At 49.8% G+C, this 14609-nt stretch carries 15 protein-coding genes and 1 rRNA gene; 9 read left to right on the top strand and 7 right to left on the bottom strand.

The window, feature by feature from the left end; genetic code table 11:
* Positions 1 to 89: 89 nt before the first annotated feature.
* Positions 90 to 204 (top strand): 5S ribosomal RNA (rrf, locus tag C2M17_RS08425).
* A 484-nt stretch (positions 205 to 688) separates the two neighbouring features.
* Here rrf and C2M17_RS08415 read toward each other — a convergent pair.
* From C2M17_RS08415 to C2M17_RS08405, 3 genes are all read right to left on the bottom strand, one after another.
* On the bottom strand, positions 689 to 1204 hold the full coding sequence (locus C2M17_RS08415) for a hypothetical protein (RefSeq protein WP_105200384.1): 516 nt from the start codon (positions 1202 to 1204) through the stop codon (positions 689 to 691).
* Positions 1205 to 1301: 97 nt separating this feature from the next.
* Positions 1302 to 2687 carry a class II fumarate hydratase gene (locus C2M17_RS08410; protein ID WP_105200383.1) on the bottom strand — a complete coding sequence of 462 codons (1386 nt, stop codon included), beginning with the start codon at positions 2685 to 2687 and terminating at the stop codon, positions 1302 to 1304.
* A gap of 76 nt (positions 2688 to 2763) precedes the next feature.
* Positions 2764 to 3237, bottom strand: coding sequence for a Dps family protein (locus C2M17_RS08405; protein ID WP_105200382.1), 474 nt, complete (start codon positions 3235 to 3237; stop codon positions 2764 to 2766).
* 283 nt (positions 3238 to 3520) lie between these two features.
* Between C2M17_RS08405 and C2M17_RS08400 the strand changes: the two genes are divergently transcribed.
* Positions 3521 to 3718, top strand: coding sequence for a hypothetical protein (locus C2M17_RS08400; RefSeq protein WP_105200381.1), 198 nt, complete (start codon positions 3521 to 3523; stop codon positions 3716 to 3718).
* Here the strand turns inward: C2M17_RS08400 and C2M17_RS08395 are convergent.
* The gene (locus C2M17_RS08395; RefSeq protein WP_105200380.1) at positions 3715 to 4314 is read right to left on the bottom strand and encodes a PGAP1-like alpha/beta domain-containing protein; all 600 of its coding nucleotides are present in this window, start codon (positions 4312 to 4314) and stop codon (positions 3715 to 3717) included. The two genes, C2M17_RS08400 and C2M17_RS08395, sit on opposite strands and share 4 nt — an antisense overlap.
* A gap of 83 nt (positions 4315 to 4397) precedes the next feature.
* Positions 4398 to 4943 (bottom strand): YaeQ family protein, encoded by a 546-nt coding sequence (locus tag C2M17_RS08390; RefSeq protein WP_105200379.1) that lies wholly within the window; start codon positions 4941 to 4943, stop codon positions 4398 to 4400.
* Between the two features lie 213 nt (positions 4944 to 5156).
* Between C2M17_RS08390 and ylqF the strand changes: the two genes are divergently transcribed.
* The 3 genes from ylqF (at position 5157) to C2M17_RS08375 (ending at position 7989) form a co-directional block, all read left to right on the top strand.
* Entirely contained in the window at positions 5157 to 6110 is a 954-nt protein-coding gene (ylqF, locus tag C2M17_RS08385) for a ribosome biogenesis GTPase YlqF (protein WP_105200378.1), read from the top strand.
* Between the two features lie 426 nt (positions 6111 to 6536).
* Entirely contained in the window at positions 6537 to 7319 is a 783-nt protein-coding gene (locus C2M17_RS08380; protein ID WP_105200377.1) for a VOC family protein, read from the top strand.
* A 4-nt stretch (positions 7320 to 7323) separates the two neighbouring features.
* Entirely contained in the window at positions 7324 to 7989 is a 666-nt protein-coding gene (locus C2M17_RS08375) for an SDR family oxidoreductase (RefSeq protein ID WP_105200376.1), read from the top strand.
* On the opposite strand, the gene C2M17_RS08370 is transcribed toward C2M17_RS08375, so the two are convergent.
* Together C2M17_RS08370 and C2M17_RS08365 are read right to left on the bottom strand one after the other, a co-directional pair.
* Entirely contained in the window at positions 7978 to 9846 is a 1869-nt protein-coding gene (locus C2M17_RS08370; RefSeq protein WP_105200375.1) for a M48 family metallopeptidase, read from the bottom strand. The genes C2M17_RS08375 and C2M17_RS08370 overlap by 12 nt on opposite strands.
* A gap of 2 nt (positions 9847 to 9848) precedes the next feature.
* Positions 9849 to 10436: a LemA family protein gene (locus C2M17_RS08365; protein ID WP_105200374.1), complete on the bottom strand. Its 588-nt coding sequence runs from the start codon at positions 10434 to 10436 to the stop codon at positions 9849 to 9851.
* Between the two features lie 117 nt (positions 10437 to 10553).
* Between C2M17_RS08365 and C2M17_RS08360 the strand changes: the two genes are divergently transcribed.
* The 4 genes from C2M17_RS08360 (at position 10554) to C2M17_RS08345 (ending at position 14608) form a co-directional block, all read left to right on the top strand.
* Positions 10554 to 10907 carry a hypothetical protein gene (locus tag C2M17_RS08360; RefSeq protein ID WP_105200373.1) on the top strand — a complete coding sequence of 118 codons (354 nt, stop codon included), beginning with the start codon at positions 10554 to 10556 and terminating at the stop codon, positions 10905 to 10907.
* On the top strand, positions 10900 to 13230 hold the full coding sequence (locus tag C2M17_RS08355) for a fatty acid cis/trans isomerase (RefSeq protein WP_105200372.1): 2331 nt from the start codon (positions 10900 to 10902) through the stop codon (positions 13228 to 13230). The genes C2M17_RS08360 and C2M17_RS08355 overlap by 8 nt, the downstream gene beginning before the upstream one ends.
* A 97-nt stretch (positions 13231 to 13327) precedes the next feature.
* Positions 13328 to 13831, top strand: coding sequence for a hypothetical protein (locus tag C2M17_RS08350; protein ID WP_105200371.1), 504 nt, complete (start codon positions 13328 to 13330; stop codon positions 13829 to 13831).
* Positions 13832 to 13987: 156 nt separating this feature from the next.
* Complete coding sequence (locus C2M17_RS08345; RefSeq protein ID WP_105200390.1) at positions 13988 to 14608, top strand: dUTP diphosphatase; 621 nt, start codon at positions 13988 to 13990, stop codon at positions 14606 to 14608.
* Position 14609: the final 1 nt, after the last annotated feature.

Here is a 14609-nt window from a genome sequence, read left to right as displayed (position 1 = left end):
AAAATGGTGTGAGACTGTTAAGTTAGAAGTTAGAAATTAAGACTGAAGTAGACACATTACTTATTAAGCTTTCCGAATTTACAATTTTTCCTGACGACCATAGCGTTTTGGAACCACCTGACCCCATGCCGAACTCAGTAGTGAAACGAAACAGCGTCGATGATAGTGTGGCATTTGCCATGTGAAAGTAGAACATCGTCAGGGCCTTATTTAAAGAAACCCGTTGCAGCAATGCAGCGGGTTTTTTGTGTTTGTAGGTCGGTCTTTTAGGCCGACAATGCGGCATGGGGTTGCACCTTGTCGGGGTAAACCCCGACCTACAACGGCCTTGTCGGCCAGCCCCGACTTAAAAAACTCCCCCAGCTATCTGTAGGCGCGGCTTTAGCCTTGCAAAATCAAGATATAAAAAACCCGCTTGGATTAGGCTGGCTTTTCTTGGTATTAAGGGAGTGAACTTGTTAGGCTATTAGGGATGATTAGAGAATAGTGTCGAGGTTGTTGTGATAGCACTAGGTGCATATTTATTGGTGTTTGCACTATTTGGGGTGGCTGCCACTTATTTTGCTAAATTTCTTTATTTTCAATGGCGCCGCCAAGAAATGCGGCCCCGATATATTATCAGGGCCTTACTTTGTCTCTTGGCGATTATTGTCCTGTCTTTACTGCTCAGCTTATTTGGTTACTGAGATTAGTAAACCGAAGAAGAGGAGCCCTGAATTTTAACGCACTGGGACTGTTGGCACTGGGTTGATGGACGCATTAGGTGTTCGCAAATGCTCACTGCCCCGGTCTTCAGGTTAAATTGACGCTCTTGCACAGTGATTTCTTCTGCCAATGCTTTAACCTGGGCGGCATCTGCTGTCTTAGTCGAAAATACAAGGTATTCGTTGGCACCACCACAGGCTCTGCTGCCAACGGCAACCACCTGGCATTGCTCAGTGCTATCACAGGATTTATCCGCCGTAAGTTCATGGATCTGCTTATAACCTTGAGCGATAGACTCAGGGGTGGCGGTCATCTGCATATTTTCCACCCTAATAGGGTTTTTTGTAGTGACCAGCTGTTTAGGTGCCGGCTTAAGTTGGTTGTCTAGTTGTTGTGCTTGGTTTGGCTGTTCCGCAGCTAAGGTCTGAGTTTCCGCTTGGCTACTGTTATTACAGGCGCTAAGCGCCAGCACCGCGATGGCTATAAATGATAATCGCATAATAAGTTTATTCTTTTGTTGATGATCTTAAGCACCATCATACTGACATTTTAGCCGTGCGCAAATGCTTGCTTTTTATCCTTTAACCATGCCTTCGCTAATTTTGAATGCCCCCTTGGGTAAGCTTTTTGGGATCCAGTAATTGCAATAAGTCTTCATAGGGAATATCTGTTTCAGCGGCGGCGACATCGAGTATGGCACGCTTTTCGGCATAGGCTTTTTTAGCGATTTGCGCCGCTTTTTCATAACCTATAATTGGGTTTAGGGCGGTGACTAAAATAGGGTTTTTAGCTAAGGAGCGGGTGAGATTTTCTTCGCTTACCTTAAAGCTGGCGATGGCTTTATCGGCCAGCGCTCTACTGCTGTTGCTAAGTAACTCTATGCTTTGCAGTACGTTATAGGCGATCACCGGCAACATAACATTGAGTTCGAAATTACCTGACTGACCGGCGATTGTGATAGTGGTGTCGTTACCTATCACCTGAGCGGCGGCCATGGTGGTGGCTTCCGGGATCACCGGGTTGACCTTGCCGGGCATAATCGATGAGCCAGGCTGCAGTGCTTCCAGCTCTATTTCAGCCAAACCACCGAGCGGGCCCGAGTTCATCCAGCGCAAGTCATTGGCTATTTTCATTAGTGCCACCGCAGCGGTTTTAAGCTGCCCAGAAACGGCGACCACGGTATCCTGGGTGGAGATATGAAAGAAGAGGTTCTCTGCGGCACTGAAATCCACGCCAGTTTGCTTGGTCATTTCTTTGGCAAAATGTGTAGCGAAATGTGGATCGGCATTAATGCCAGTGCCGACCGCAGTGCCCCCTTGAGCGAGCTGTAACAGGGCAGCTGCGCTGTGGTTGATATGGGCTCTGGCGGCGACGATTTGCGTGTGCCAGGCTGACATGCTTTGCGCAAAGGTAACCGGCATGGCATCCATAAGATGGGTGCGTCCGGTTTTGACCAACTCGCCAACCTGTTCAATCTTGGCCGCGATCACCTCTGCAAGATGATCCAAGGCTGGTAGCAGTTCCTGCTCGATGGCAATGGCACTACTGACATGGATGGCCGTGGGGATTACATCATTAGAGCTTTGCCCCATATTCACCTGATCATTGGGGTGCACCTTGGCACCGAGCAGATCAGTGGCACGGGTGGCAATCACTTCATTGGCATTCATATTGGTGCTGGTGCCTGAGCCGGTCTGGAATACATCAACGGGGAAGTGTTCTAAGTGCTCTCCAGCGATGATTTCGCTACATGCTTTGGCGATAGCCGAACCTGTCTTGGCATCTAAATAGCCGAGCTCAGTATTGACCTTAGCCGCGGCGCGTTTGATATGGGCGAGCGCGGTAATAAAGCGGCTCGGCATGGTTAGCGAACTGATTTTAAAATTATTTACGGCGCGCTGTGTTTGCGCTTGATAGAGGGCGTTGACGGGAACCTTGAGCTCCCCCATGCTATCGTGTTCGCGGCGGTATTTAGGGGTCATGCTCTGCTCCTGAAGGCTAGTAAAGTCGGTAGTTAAGAAAGCCAGGCGCTAAGTTGTCGCCTGGCTTGATGGACTTTTAGTCGAGATAGGCTTTAAGCATCCACACCAGCTTTTCCTGTTCTTTGATGTAGTCGCTCATTAATGCCGCCGTGCCTTCATCTTCATTATCACTGGCATCGACAAGAATGTTGCGCTGCATCTTGATCAAGGTTGTATAGCCCTCAAGGAGGTTTTGCAACGCCTGACCACCATCGCTGATATTTTTAGCCTCGTTGATCTGGCTCAGTTCGATATAATCTGTAAACGCATGCAGCGGTTCCCCTCCCAGGGTAAGAATGCGTTCGGCGATTTCATCGACCTTTTCCAGTAACAGGTTGTAGATTTCTTCAAATTTGACGTGCAGTTCGAAAAAGTCGCGGCCTTTTATATTCCAATGAAAGCCTCGAGCGTTCATGTATTGAATTTGATAGCAGCTCAATAAGCGGTTGAGCTCATCGATGATAGTTTCTGTTTCTTGAGTATCTAATCCAATAGCATTTACTTGCGACATAGCTGTCTCCTTTGCGTTTAGAAGTTGTCTTCAGTATGGCTTAAAGCCCATTAATAACAAGCGGATAAAATCGATTTAAGCCATCAAATAAAATGATTTGCATACGCTTGTAACTAATGACATGGGCATGATTTATGCCAAAAACAAGGTGCTCATGGTGAAATATTGATCTATCGCAAAGGCGGATTGTGAGCTCAAAAAAGCGGCACTGAAAGTTGATTTAGCGCAATATTTGTATGCACTGGGGGAGCATAATCTGAACATCGACATAGGAGATGTGGTTATGAATAAATCGAAAAAAGCTGAAATCACCGTTTGTGTTATTGCCGTTCTCACCTTTGTAATTACTCTAGTGGGTCACCTTGCCGGTGCCAGCTACGCAAATTCCGATGCCTTCGGCATGATTGCAGCACCTATCCCTCTAGTGCTGGCTATTATCGCTATGGTTGCTTATAAGATTGCCGCTGCTGCTGAGGATTAATCCTCTCGCAGTTGCTCAAGAATATAAGCAACGACCTTGCGGGAGTAGATCAGGCTGGTGTGGCTAAGGTGAAACACCTTGTGCTGCGCCATGCCGTTGAGCTTGGTTTCATCGACCTTGACCGTACCATCGCATGGGTGTCCCTGTTCAAACAGGGGTAACAGGCCCAGAGGTAAGTCACCGGCAATGCTGTAGAGCTTGGCGTTAAAGGGCCAGTCTTGATTTTCACTGGCCAGATATTCCAGGCTGTTTTTTAGCAGCGCCTGCATACCTTTTTGCTGCATATGATGGACTATCTTGGCACCCTTGTGGGGCGTGCCCAGGGTAAAAACCTTTTTTACCTGATCCGCTTGGGGGAAATCCTGGCTGAGATAGCGTCGTGCGATCAGGCCGCCCAAGGAATGGCAGACAAAGGCGCATTCATGATCGCCGATAAAGGCATTGATGCGGGCGAAGATCTCATCGGTATTGGGATCTAAGGTGTTATATGACAGGTTGAGTATATCGTAGCCGTGTTTTTGCAGCCGTGCGCACAGGGGGCGCATAACAAAACCCGACATATACAAGCCATGTAAAACTACTACCTTAGTGATCATACTTATCCTTACCCACACCTTGACCTAGGTCCGACATAATTCATGACGAATCGTCACCAACACTTTGTCCCAGTTTTGGCTATTTAGCCCTGACCCTGCCAAGAGGTCAAGGTAATTTGCAGCGTTTGCTCCTGGTTGCTCACCCATACTTCGGCATCTTCTATGCTAATGGTGAGGTCGACGCTGCGCGAGGCCATGGCCGCCAGTTGCTGAGTCTGCTCATAGTTCAAGCTGATCACCCTAAGATTTTTAAACTGGCTTAACTTTTGCTGATTCTTTTGCCACCAAATTTCCTGGTTGTTTTCGCCATAGGCGTACAGCACTACTTCTTGGGCACGAGTGCAGGCTTTTTTGAGGCGCTTTTCATCGGGCAGACCGAGATCTATCCACAGGCTGATGCTGTCATCCATTTCCCGTTGCCATAATTCCGGCTCGTCTTCGGCGCACAGGCCTTTGGTAAATTGCAGCTCATCATTGGCATGTAAGGCAAAAGCCAGCAGGCGGATCATCAGTCGTTGCTCGGTTTCCGAAGGATGCTGGGCGACGGTTAAAGGGTATTCTTGATAGTGGTGGCGATTCATATCACTGATATTGAGACGCGCTTTAATTATGGTGGCCTTTAATGCCATAACAACTACTTCCTAGGCGAGCAAAGCGGGCAGTATACACCCTCATCTGCTCATTTGCTCTAGCTCGTTGGCAGGCAAAGTCGTGAAACTCGGCGCCAGCGATAGTACAATAGGGGTTATTGGTAGAGTTGCATGCGTAACTTCGGCGCTCAAAGTGGTGTTTTATAACGCTGCACCAGCAACTGCTTGATTAAATATAAGGTTATAAAGCGAATGAGTAGAGCAGGAATTCAATGGTTTCCGGGCCATATGAACAAGGCGCGCAATGAAATAAAAGAAATCATGCCGCAAATGGACGTGATTATTGAAGTACTGGACGCGCGTATTCCCTACAGCAGCGAGAATCCCATGGTGGGTGCACTGCGCGGCGATAAGCCGGTGATCAAGATCCTTAATAAGGCCGATTTGGCCGATCCACAGATGACCACGCAATGGCTCAATTATCTTGAGCAGGAAAGTGGTGTTAAGGCTCTGCCGCTGGAGCATGATAAGGCCGCGCAGGTGGGCAAAATAGTCGAGCTGTGTAAAAAGCTGGTGCCTCACAAGGTGGGTGCCGATAAACAAATTAAAGCCATGATCATGGGTATTCCCAATGTTGGTAAGTCGACCTTGATCAATACCCTGGCGGGGCGTATCGTCGCCAAAACCGGTAACGAACCGGCGGTAACCAAGGCGCAGCAGCGGATTAAAATCGATGAAGGCATCATGCTTTATGATACCCCAGGAATGCTCTGGCCCAAGGTTGAGAATGAAAACTCCGGCTATCGCTTAGCAGCCACCGGCGCTATTCGCGATACCGCCATAGATTATGAAGAAGTCGCCAGCTACACCGCGGAGTATTTGCTGCAAGCTTATCCGCAGCTGCTGATTGACCGTTACAAGGTTAACCCTTTACCCGAGCATGATTATGACTTTATGTTGGCGGCGGGTAAAAATCGCGGCTGTATTCGTGGTGGTAACCAGGTAGACCTGCATAAGTTCTCGGAAATTTTAATCAATGAGCTGCGCGATGCAGTGCTTGGCCGAGTGAGCATGGAAACGCCTGAGATGCGTGAGCGCGAAGAGCTGATGGTGGCTGAACTACGCGCCGCAGCCGAGGCCAAAAAAGCGGCCAAGGAAGAAGAAAAGCGTCAGCGCCGCGCCCGGGCCCGTAAGAACCGCCGTTAATCTACGGGTATTAAATCACAGACATAAAAAAAGCCCGCAAGGGCTTTTTTGTTTTCATATCTACCGTCACCGATATGAGCAATGTAGCAAGTAAAATGTAGTGCGGTTGATGGAATGACCATATCAAGGGGCGATGAATTGACCGCCATCAACCTGTGCCTTACGAGCGCTAAGCGTGTTTCAGGGTCGTGAAACAAATTTTCAGTAACAAGCGGGTTTAAATCCCCTCAACTTGTTGAGATTGATTATCAATTAGATTTAAGGGTAAGTCAACAGTTATTGCAAATAATTCTCAATTAAAGTTTTCTTGTCTTTTTATACTTAACTCGTTTAAGGTCAATAGCTAAGATCTGGCAATAGAATTATTGCTCCAGTCTCTCGCGGATTACGCTATGGTTATTAAAACAATAAAGGGGATGTACTAGTATGAGTCAAGATAATTACCCTCAAGGACATTTTTGCTGGGCCGAGCTGTGCTCAACAGACTGGCAAAACGGCAAGACCTTCTACGGCGATTTTTTCTCTTGGTCGGCGCACGATCAGCCTATTGGAGAAGGTGTGTATTACACCATGCTGCAAAAGCAGCAACAGGATATTGCCGCCATGTATCAGATGCCCGCCGATCAGCAGGCGCAGGGCGTGCCTAGCTATTGGCTGACTTATATTGCCGTTGATGATGTCGACAGTAAAACCGCCGCTGCCAAAGAGCTTGGAGCCAGCATAGTGCATGGTCCGCATGAGGTGCCCGGTGCCGGGAAAATGGTGTTGCTATGCGATCCCGGTGGCGCCATGGTGGCTTTATGGCAGGGTCAGGGCCATAAGGGTTCACAACGTAAGAATGAAACCAACACCCCTTGCTGGTTTGAACTGGCCACCCGAGATATGCGCGCCAGTACCGAGTTTTATAAGCAGCTGGTGGGCTGGCATAGTGAATCACACCCTATGGACGATATGGAATACAGGGTTCTCAGCATTGATGGTGAGGAAATTGGCGGCATGCTGGAAATGAATGAGCAGTGGCCGGACGACATTCCATCGCATTGGATGGTGTATTTTCAGGTTGATAACTGCGATGAGCAGGTGGAGCTGGCAAAAAAACTCGGCGCTGAGGTGTGCGTAGAGCCTATAGATATCCCGGATGTTGGTCGCTTCAGCGTGATTAATGACCCCCAAGGCGCGGTATTTTCGGTTATTCAACTTCAAGGATAAGGCAATGACTCAACATGTGGTGATTACCGGTGCCAATCGTGGCATAGGCCTGGAATTGGCTAAGCAGTACGTGAATGCTGGTGCCGAAGTAAGCGCCTTGGTGCGCCAAAGCAGCGATGAACTTGATGCTTTAGGTGTCAATGTGATCTCTGGTATCGATGTTTGCGAACCCGAGCAGTTACGTGATCTGGCAACCAAACTTGATAATAAGCCCATAGATATTTTGATTAACAACGCTGGGCTATTACACAATGAAACCTTGGCCGATATGGACTTTGCGGCAATAGAGCAGCAGTTTGCCGTCAACGCCCTGGCACCTTTGCGCGTTACCCATGCCTTGGGGCATTTATTGCCCGCCGGTGCCAAGGTGGCGATGATCACCTCACGTATGGGCTCTATTGCCGACAATGGTTCAGGGGGCTATATAGGTTATCGCATGTCTAAAGCGGCCCTGAACGCTGCCGCCGTGAGCCTGGCCCACGAACTTAAGCCGCGTGCCGTTGCGGTTGGTTTATTTCATCCCGGTTTTGTGCAAACGCGTATGGTGGGTTTTGCCGGTGACGTCAGCCCCGAGGTCGCAGCGCAGCGCATAAAGCAGCGGATCGCCGAGCTGGACTTGGCCAATACCGGCGGCTTTTGGCATGCCAACGGTGAGCGCTTACCCTGGTAAGCGGCTCACTACTTCACTATCTACATTTAAGCAGGCGGCAAGTGTGTATAGGATCACCTGCTCCGCCTCATTAATTTCGCCATCGTGGCTAATGCAGAGCTGGCAGGCTTGGATCAGCACCTGCTTCTTCGCCTGCGGCAAGGCTTTCACTATGCTTAATGCCCGTTGTAAACGGGTGACCTGACATTGGGCATCGCCATAATAGCGCATGGGTAACTGCAAGGCCTCGGAAGCAGCATTAAGGGCTGTTGCCTGTTGCTGCTCATCACTGTGACCAAAGCTGGCAAGGGCGTTAAGCAATTGCTCGCAGGCCGTTCCGATAAGCTTTTTATTAAGCCCACCTATGGCGCCTGTACTGGCTTCACTCAGGGCGTGGGCGCTTAGTTCATAGAAGGACCAGGCATGAAGGTCCAAACTACCATCTACGACAACAATATTTTTTAGCTTGGCTAAAAACTCCCGCTGTCCATGTATTGGCAAACAACGCAGTGCCCCTATGGCAACCTCCAACAGCATCAGCTTTTTACTCATGCCAAGCCCTGCCAAAGAGGCTTCCGCCTGGTCGAATTTAAAGGCATCGACATAGGGTAACGCGACAATCTGACGCAGTTGTGCTTGGCGCTGCTGCCAGTCTTGATGCAGGCAGAGCATCATTACCAGCCACTGGGCATCCACTGGCTCATGAGCCAGGTAACCAAGGTTGGCATCGACTCCTTCAAGTTTTATCTGATTCAGGTTGTTGTTTTGATGTCGCGCCACCTGAAACTGACTTTGCTCATGCGCCGCCATCATGGCGCCATGCACCGTCGTATGGGCATGGCCTCTGGGGCGTTCGGTAAGCACGCCATCCCAGCTGGGGTCCAGTGCTCGGATGCGCTTGCTCAGAGGCGGATGGGTGCTTAACCAGGATAGCCAGGGACTGAGCGCATCGGAAAAAAACAAATGGCTATATAAATGCGCATTGTTTTGTCTCAAGGTGTTTTTGCGTGGGCTTTCGGCTATTACCAGTAAGGCCTGAGCCAGGTCATAGGGGGCGCGAGTGAGTTCGGCGGCTCCGGCATCGGCGAGGTATTCCCGCTGGCGACAGACCAGGGCCTTAATGGCATCGCCGAGCTGAGTTCCAAGCCAGCCAAACAGAGTGAGTATCAGGCCAACGATGGCGCCAAAGCCGGCTCCGTCGCCTTTTTGGGCGTGTCGGCGCGAGGCATGCATGGCGCTGTAGATAAGATTTTCACCAGCCTGGCCAATAAAGGTAATGCCGAAGAGTAAGGCCGTCATACGCACATTAAGGCGCACATCGCCGTGACGAATATGGCTGAACTCATGAGCTACCACCGCCTGTAATTGCTCGCGACTTAGCTGTTGTAAGGCTCCTTGAGTAACGGCAATAACACTGTCCTGTTTGTGATAACCGGCGGCAAAGGCGTTGATGCTGGGCTGACGTTCAAGTACATAAACCCCGGGTACCGGCATTCGTGCGGCGATGGCAACTTCTTCAACCACGTTCAGCAATTGACGATGCAGTGGATCATAACTGTTGCTTTGCACCTGCTCACCACCGAGTTGCTGAGCAATAACGTGACCGCCGCGGCGCAGTTGCAGGTATTTATAGACCACGGCCGCCATGATCACTGAGCCTATGGTCAGGGTGACGCCAAGGTGTATACGGCTGCCATTTTCCAGAGGTTGAAGACCATAATTAAAGAATGTATAGGGATCGGTGGCGAAGACGCGCATCAACCACAGTAATGGCCAATGGGCGAGGGCGATCAGCAGGGTGACCGCGAGAACAAACAAGGTAACCAGCAGCCAGGTTTTACGCCTAGCCTGGCGCTGGTGTTCAAAGAAGTTGTGCACGGCTAGTTAAAGGAAACTTTCGGTGCCTGACGTTGTACTTGTGGGTCTTCCAACTGCAATAGTGGCGCATCGATACCATGACCCGTCATTTTCGCAACCAGTACAGGAGGGAAGCTTTGCTTAAAGCTGTTGTACTGCATCACCGCGTCGTTATAGGCCTGGCGGGCAAAAGCGATACGGTTTTCTGTGCTGGTAAGCTCTTCGCTTAGGTTGGCCATGGTGCTGTCGGCTTTAAGGTCGGGATAATCCTCGACACTAATTTGCAAGGCACCGAGGGCACTGCTTAGTGCGCCTTCGCTGGCGGCCAGCTGTGCCAATTTGGTGGCATCGATATTGCCTTGATGCAGTGCTTGCAGGGCGCTTACCGCCTGGTTACGGGCGGCGATAACCGCTTTTAGGGTGGTGTTTTCATGATCCAGATACGCCTGCGCGGTAGCAACCAGGTTAGGCACTAGGTCATGGCGGCGGTGTAATTGCACGTCTATCTGTGCAAAGGCATTTTGAAATTCGTTCTTATACTGTACTAGATTGTTGAAGATTATTACCACGGCTATGGCGACAACAACCAGTATGATTAAAAGTACTGTCATGTGCGTTCTCCTCCCTAATTACTTGGTTAATATACCCTATCTGGTTACAAAAGCAGCCAAAGCAAAGACTTTTTTTGCTATTATGAGGGCTGATTATCGACTTTTTCGGGGTTTTCCGTGGAATTATCGCAAGGCGCTGTGCTTAGCCTCCCTTTGTTTTTACTCAATGACTCACTTTATTCTCGCGACATGAATGAACCAGATCTGCTGTTAGAGGTAGAGCTGGACGAAGATCTGCTGGCGCATTTATGCCAAAACCCCAGCGCCGAGCAAACGGTGAGCCTGCAGCTTAGCAGCTATGAGCTGCGTCCTCAGGCTCAGCCCTTGTTGTCTTGTGAGCATCAGGCCATGCTGACGCTAAGTCGTGGCCCGTTATTGGCAGCAGTCCTGGAGTGCAGCGATGGTCAAAGCTACGTCTCGCCCCAGTTGGAAATGATGCCAACCTTCGACCTCGGTGACGAATATGAATAAACTGGCGTGGATGCTGGTTCTGGCCTTTTGTACCGGCTGCGCCGTACTTGGTGCTCAGAAATATGACAGTCTCTACGGCCAACAGCTGGTGGAAAATCGTCAGCATCCCATTTCTATCGAGCAGCAGAACTTCTTCCAACAAGAGGTTAAACCCATAATCGATAACCGCTGCGTGGTCTGTCATGGCTGTTATGATGCCCCGTGCCAGCTGAAAATGTCCTCACCTGAGGGCATAGAGCGTGGCACCTCAAAAGACTTGGTGTATGACGGTACCCGGTTATTGGCGTCCGAGCCGAGTCGTTTATTTATCGATGCACACACCACGGCGCAGTGGCGTGATAAGGGCTTTAATCCGGTGCTCAATGAGCGCCAGCAAAGTCCTCAGGCCAATTTAATGGCCAGCGTTATGTATCGCTCCCTGGCTCTTAAACAGCAGCATCCTTTGCCAGAACAGGCTATCTTGGGTGAGGAGTTTGACTTTAGCCTGGATCGCCAGCAAAGCTGCCCGACCATAGAAGAATTTGAAGACTACGCTCTCGACAACCCGTTGGCGGGTATGCCCTATGGCTTACCGGCGCTAAACAATGCGGAAATGGCAACCCTGACGAATTGGTTGCAGCTGGGGGCGCCCTTACCCGACGCCCCGGAGATCAGTGCCGGGTTACAGGCCGAGGTCGATAAGTGGGAAACCTTTCTTAATCGCGACGAGTTAAAGCACAGATTGAGCGCCCGTTATATTTATGAGCATTGGTATCTGGCCAATATCTATTTTGCCGATGTGGAACGCGGACAATTCTTTAAACTGGTGCGCTCCAGCACGCCACCGGGCGAGGCCATTCAGGTGATCGCCACCCGTCGTCCTTATGAAGACCCCAAGGTTAAGCGCGTTTATTACCGTTTACAGGCGTCCCACAGTACAGTACTGGCGAAAACCAATATTCCGCTATTGCTGAATGACGGTAAACTTGCGCGTCTGCAGCAGCAGTTTATTGACGCCGAGTACCAGGTCACCCGTTTGCCCGGTTATAGCATAGAGGTGGCCTCCAACCCCTTTAAGGCCTTTGCCGCCATCCCGGTGCGCTCTCGCTATCAGTTTATGTTGGATGAGGCCGAGTTGATTATTCGCGGCTTTATTCAAGGCCCGGTATGTCGCGGGCAAATCGCCCTCAATGTGATCAATGACCAATTTTGGGTGGCCTTTGTCGATCCGCAATTTATCGGTGCCGAGCAATTCGAGCAATTTTTAGAGCGTCATGAAGATACTCTGGATATGCCAGCGCAGGAGCAAAGTAATGCGCTGCCCATCTCTAGCTGGGTCAAATATGCCGCCAAGCAAAGCGAATTTCTAGAAGCCAAAGCGGCTTTGGCAAACGAAGTTTTTGCCGACGGTCAGCACTTAACCCCGGACCTGCTCTGGCAGGGGGAGGGCTATAATGACAATGCCGCCTTGACCATTTTCCGCCATTTTAACAGTGCTACTGTGGTGAAGGGCTGGGTGGGCGAAGCGCCGAAAACGGCGTGGATCCTCGACTATTCCCTGTTCGAGCGCATTCATTACCTGCTGGTGGCCGGGTTTGATGTTTACGGTAATGTCGGTCATCAGCTGCTCACCCGTCTCTATATGGACTTTTTGCGTATGGAAGGGGAAGACAACTTTTTGTCTTTATTACCTCTGGAGGAGCGTGCCCAATTGCGTGCCCACTGGTATCGCCGCTCACCGAAAAGCCTGGTCGAGTTCCTTAAAGACTCGGACATCCGCTTTACCCAACCCAGCGGCATAAGCTATAGCAGCGACGATATGCAGCAGGAGCTTTATCGCAAGTTGGCGGCCAAACTGGAGCCTGTGCTGAGCAAACGTTATGACTATCGTCAGGTGCCAGAGGTGTTGCAGCGCCTAAATGCCCTAGATAGTAAGGCGGTAAACCTATTACCCCAGGTCAGTTATATCCTGGTGGGCGATAAGGAGTCTGAGTATCAGGCCTATACCTTGGTGCACCATAACGCCCATTACAATATCAGCAGCCTGCTACGCGAAGAAGCGCAGCGCGCCTACGATGAAGATAAGGCTTTGGTGGTGCCCGGTTTTATCGGTGACTATCCGGAAGCCTTGTGGGTGCTCAGTGAAGAGCAGCTAACTGCCTTTGTGCAAGGCTTGGAACAGGTGCGCAATGAGCAGCAGTATCGGGCCCTGAAAAGTCGCTTTGCGGTGCGTCGCAGCGACCCGGATTTTTGGCGCTATAGCGACTTGTTACACCAGGTCTCAAAGCGCTACCGCGGCATTGAATATGGGCTGTTTGATTATAATCGTCTGGAAAATCGTTAGCTTAGCAGTTTATGGTGCAACAATTTTATAACACTTGTGTACTAGTGTTTGTTTTGGCAAAATTGTTGTGCTCGTGCCTATTAGAAAGAGAATAACAATGCACTATTGGTCTATATTTTTAATTATTGTCGCAACGGCATTCACTGCTCAGGCGAATGAAAAGAAGTTGAATAAGTGTATTAGCCCTTCGGGTAAAGTGGCCTACACCACGGAGCCTTGTCCTGCGGGACACCGTGAACAGGTGGTGCGTGAGCAGATGTCGCTGATGCAGTTTGCACAAAAAGCGCGTCAGGCACCGGACGTAGGCCCTAAAGAAGCCGACGAAACCGACCTGGCTTTTTATCTGCGTAGTAACTTTACGCACACCGATTGGGTTGAGAATATTCAGCGCAGCTACCTGGAGCAAGGTAATGCCGTGGTGGTGGTAAACACTTTCCGCTTGCACAAACTTGAAGGCATTTGTCAGGCCACTCAGCAATGGATTCAAGAGCACCCTCATCCTATTTTTAATCTTCAGGATATGCGTTTTGAATTTACCAGCGGTGCCCCCTTTGAATCCCGATATGTGACCCAAGGGGTCTGTGATTACCGCTTAAGATAAAATTTAAGAGACACAACAAAGGAGCTAGGGCTCCTTTTTTATTGCCTTGAATTCGCTGCAGACCCAGAGCCAGAGTAGGGGAAGTGGCTAATCCCTTTCACTCTCTTTGCAGTTAACGGTATGATAGGTTTATTAACCGCGAATGTGAGAGATAAAATGTCGAGTGCTGCAAAAAAAATAGCCGTTATGTTGGAAATGCAACATGCCATGAATACCAAGGTGCATGAGCAATGGTTTGACCAAGGCTTTGAATGGTATCGAGCAATCTGGGTTGAGTGTGCGGAAATGCTCGATCACTACGGCTGGAAATGGTGGAAAAAGCAAACGCCCGACACCGAGCAAGTGATTTTAGAGCTGGTGGATATTTTTCATTTTGGCCTAAGCCTACGCATTGACGGTGAAACCTCTTTTACCGATCTAGCCGCCGCCCTTGAGCAGGAAATGGCGCAAGTGCATAGCGAAGCGGATTTTAAAGCCACTTTAGAAGTCTTGGCCGCCAGTGCGGTGAATGACAAATCCTTTAACGCCGCGGCATTTGCCGGCTGTATGCAGCAAATCGGCATGAATATCGATGACCTGTATCGTGGTTATGTTGGTAAAAATACTCTTAATTTCTTCCGCCAGGATAACGGCTATAAGGATGGCACCTATATCAAGGTGTGGCATGGCCAGGAAGACAACGAGCACCTGGTGGAAGTGGTGAAAAGCCTGGATACAGAAAACCCAGACTTTGCCCACCTGGTTTACCAGGGCTTACAACAACGTTACCCAGCGTAAC

This window comes from Pseudoalteromonas sp. T1lg10 (assembly GCF_002964545.1).
GTDB lineage: Bacteria > Pseudomonadota > Gammaproteobacteria > Enterobacterales > Alteromonadaceae > Pseudoalteromonas.
This window is presented reverse-complemented; position numbering and strand designations above follow the sequence as displayed.

Bases quoted from the DNA above. Each gene is read 5' to 3' on its own strand.
- C2M17_RS08415 (WP_105200384.1), bottom strand. From the start codon at position 1,204: ATGCGATTATCATTTATAGCCATCGCGGTGCTGGCGCTTAGCGCCTGT.
- C2M17_RS08410 (WP_105200383.1), bottom strand. From the start codon at position 2,687: ATGACCCCTAAATACCGCCGCGAACACGATAGCATGGGGGAGCTCAAG.
- C2M17_RS08405 (WP_105200382.1), bottom strand. From the start codon at position 3,237: ATGTCGCAAGTAAATGCTATTGGATTAGATACTCAAGAAACAGAAACT.
- C2M17_RS08400 (WP_105200381.1), top strand. From the start codon at position 3,521: ATGAATAAATCGAAAAAAGCTGAAATCACCGTTTGTGTTATTGCCGTT.
- C2M17_RS08395 (WP_105200380.1), bottom strand. From the start codon at position 4,314: ATGATCACTAAGGTAGTAGTTTTACATGGCTTGTATATGTCGGGTTTT.
- C2M17_RS08390 (WP_105200379.1), bottom strand. From the start codon at position 4,943: ATGGCATTAAAGGCCACCATAATTAAAGCGCGTCTCAATATCAGTGAT.
- ylqF (WP_105200378.1), top strand. From the start codon at position 5,157: ATGAGTAGAGCAGGAATTCAATGGTTTCCGGGCCATATGAACAAGGCG.
- C2M17_RS08380 (WP_105200377.1), top strand. From the start codon at position 6,537: ATGAGTCAAGATAATTACCCTCAAGGACATTTTTGCTGGGCCGAGCTG.
- C2M17_RS08375 (WP_105200376.1), top strand. From the start codon at position 7,324: ATGACTCAACATGTGGTGATTACCGGTGCCAATCGTGGCATAGGCCTG.
- C2M17_RS08365 (WP_105200374.1), bottom strand. From the start codon at position 10,436: ATGACAGTACTTTTAATCATACTGGTTGTTGTCGCCATAGCCGTGGTA.
- C2M17_RS08355 (WP_105200372.1), top strand. From the start codon at position 10,900: ATGAATAAACTGGCGTGGATGCTGGTTCTGGCCTTTTGTACCGGCTGC.
- C2M17_RS08350 (WP_105200371.1), top strand. From the start codon at position 13,328: ATGCACTATTGGTCTATATTTTTAATTATTGTCGCAACGGCATTCACT.
- C2M17_RS08345 (WP_105200390.1), top strand. From the start codon at position 13,988: ATGTCGAGTGCTGCAAAAAAAATAGCCGTTATGTTGGAAATGCAACAT.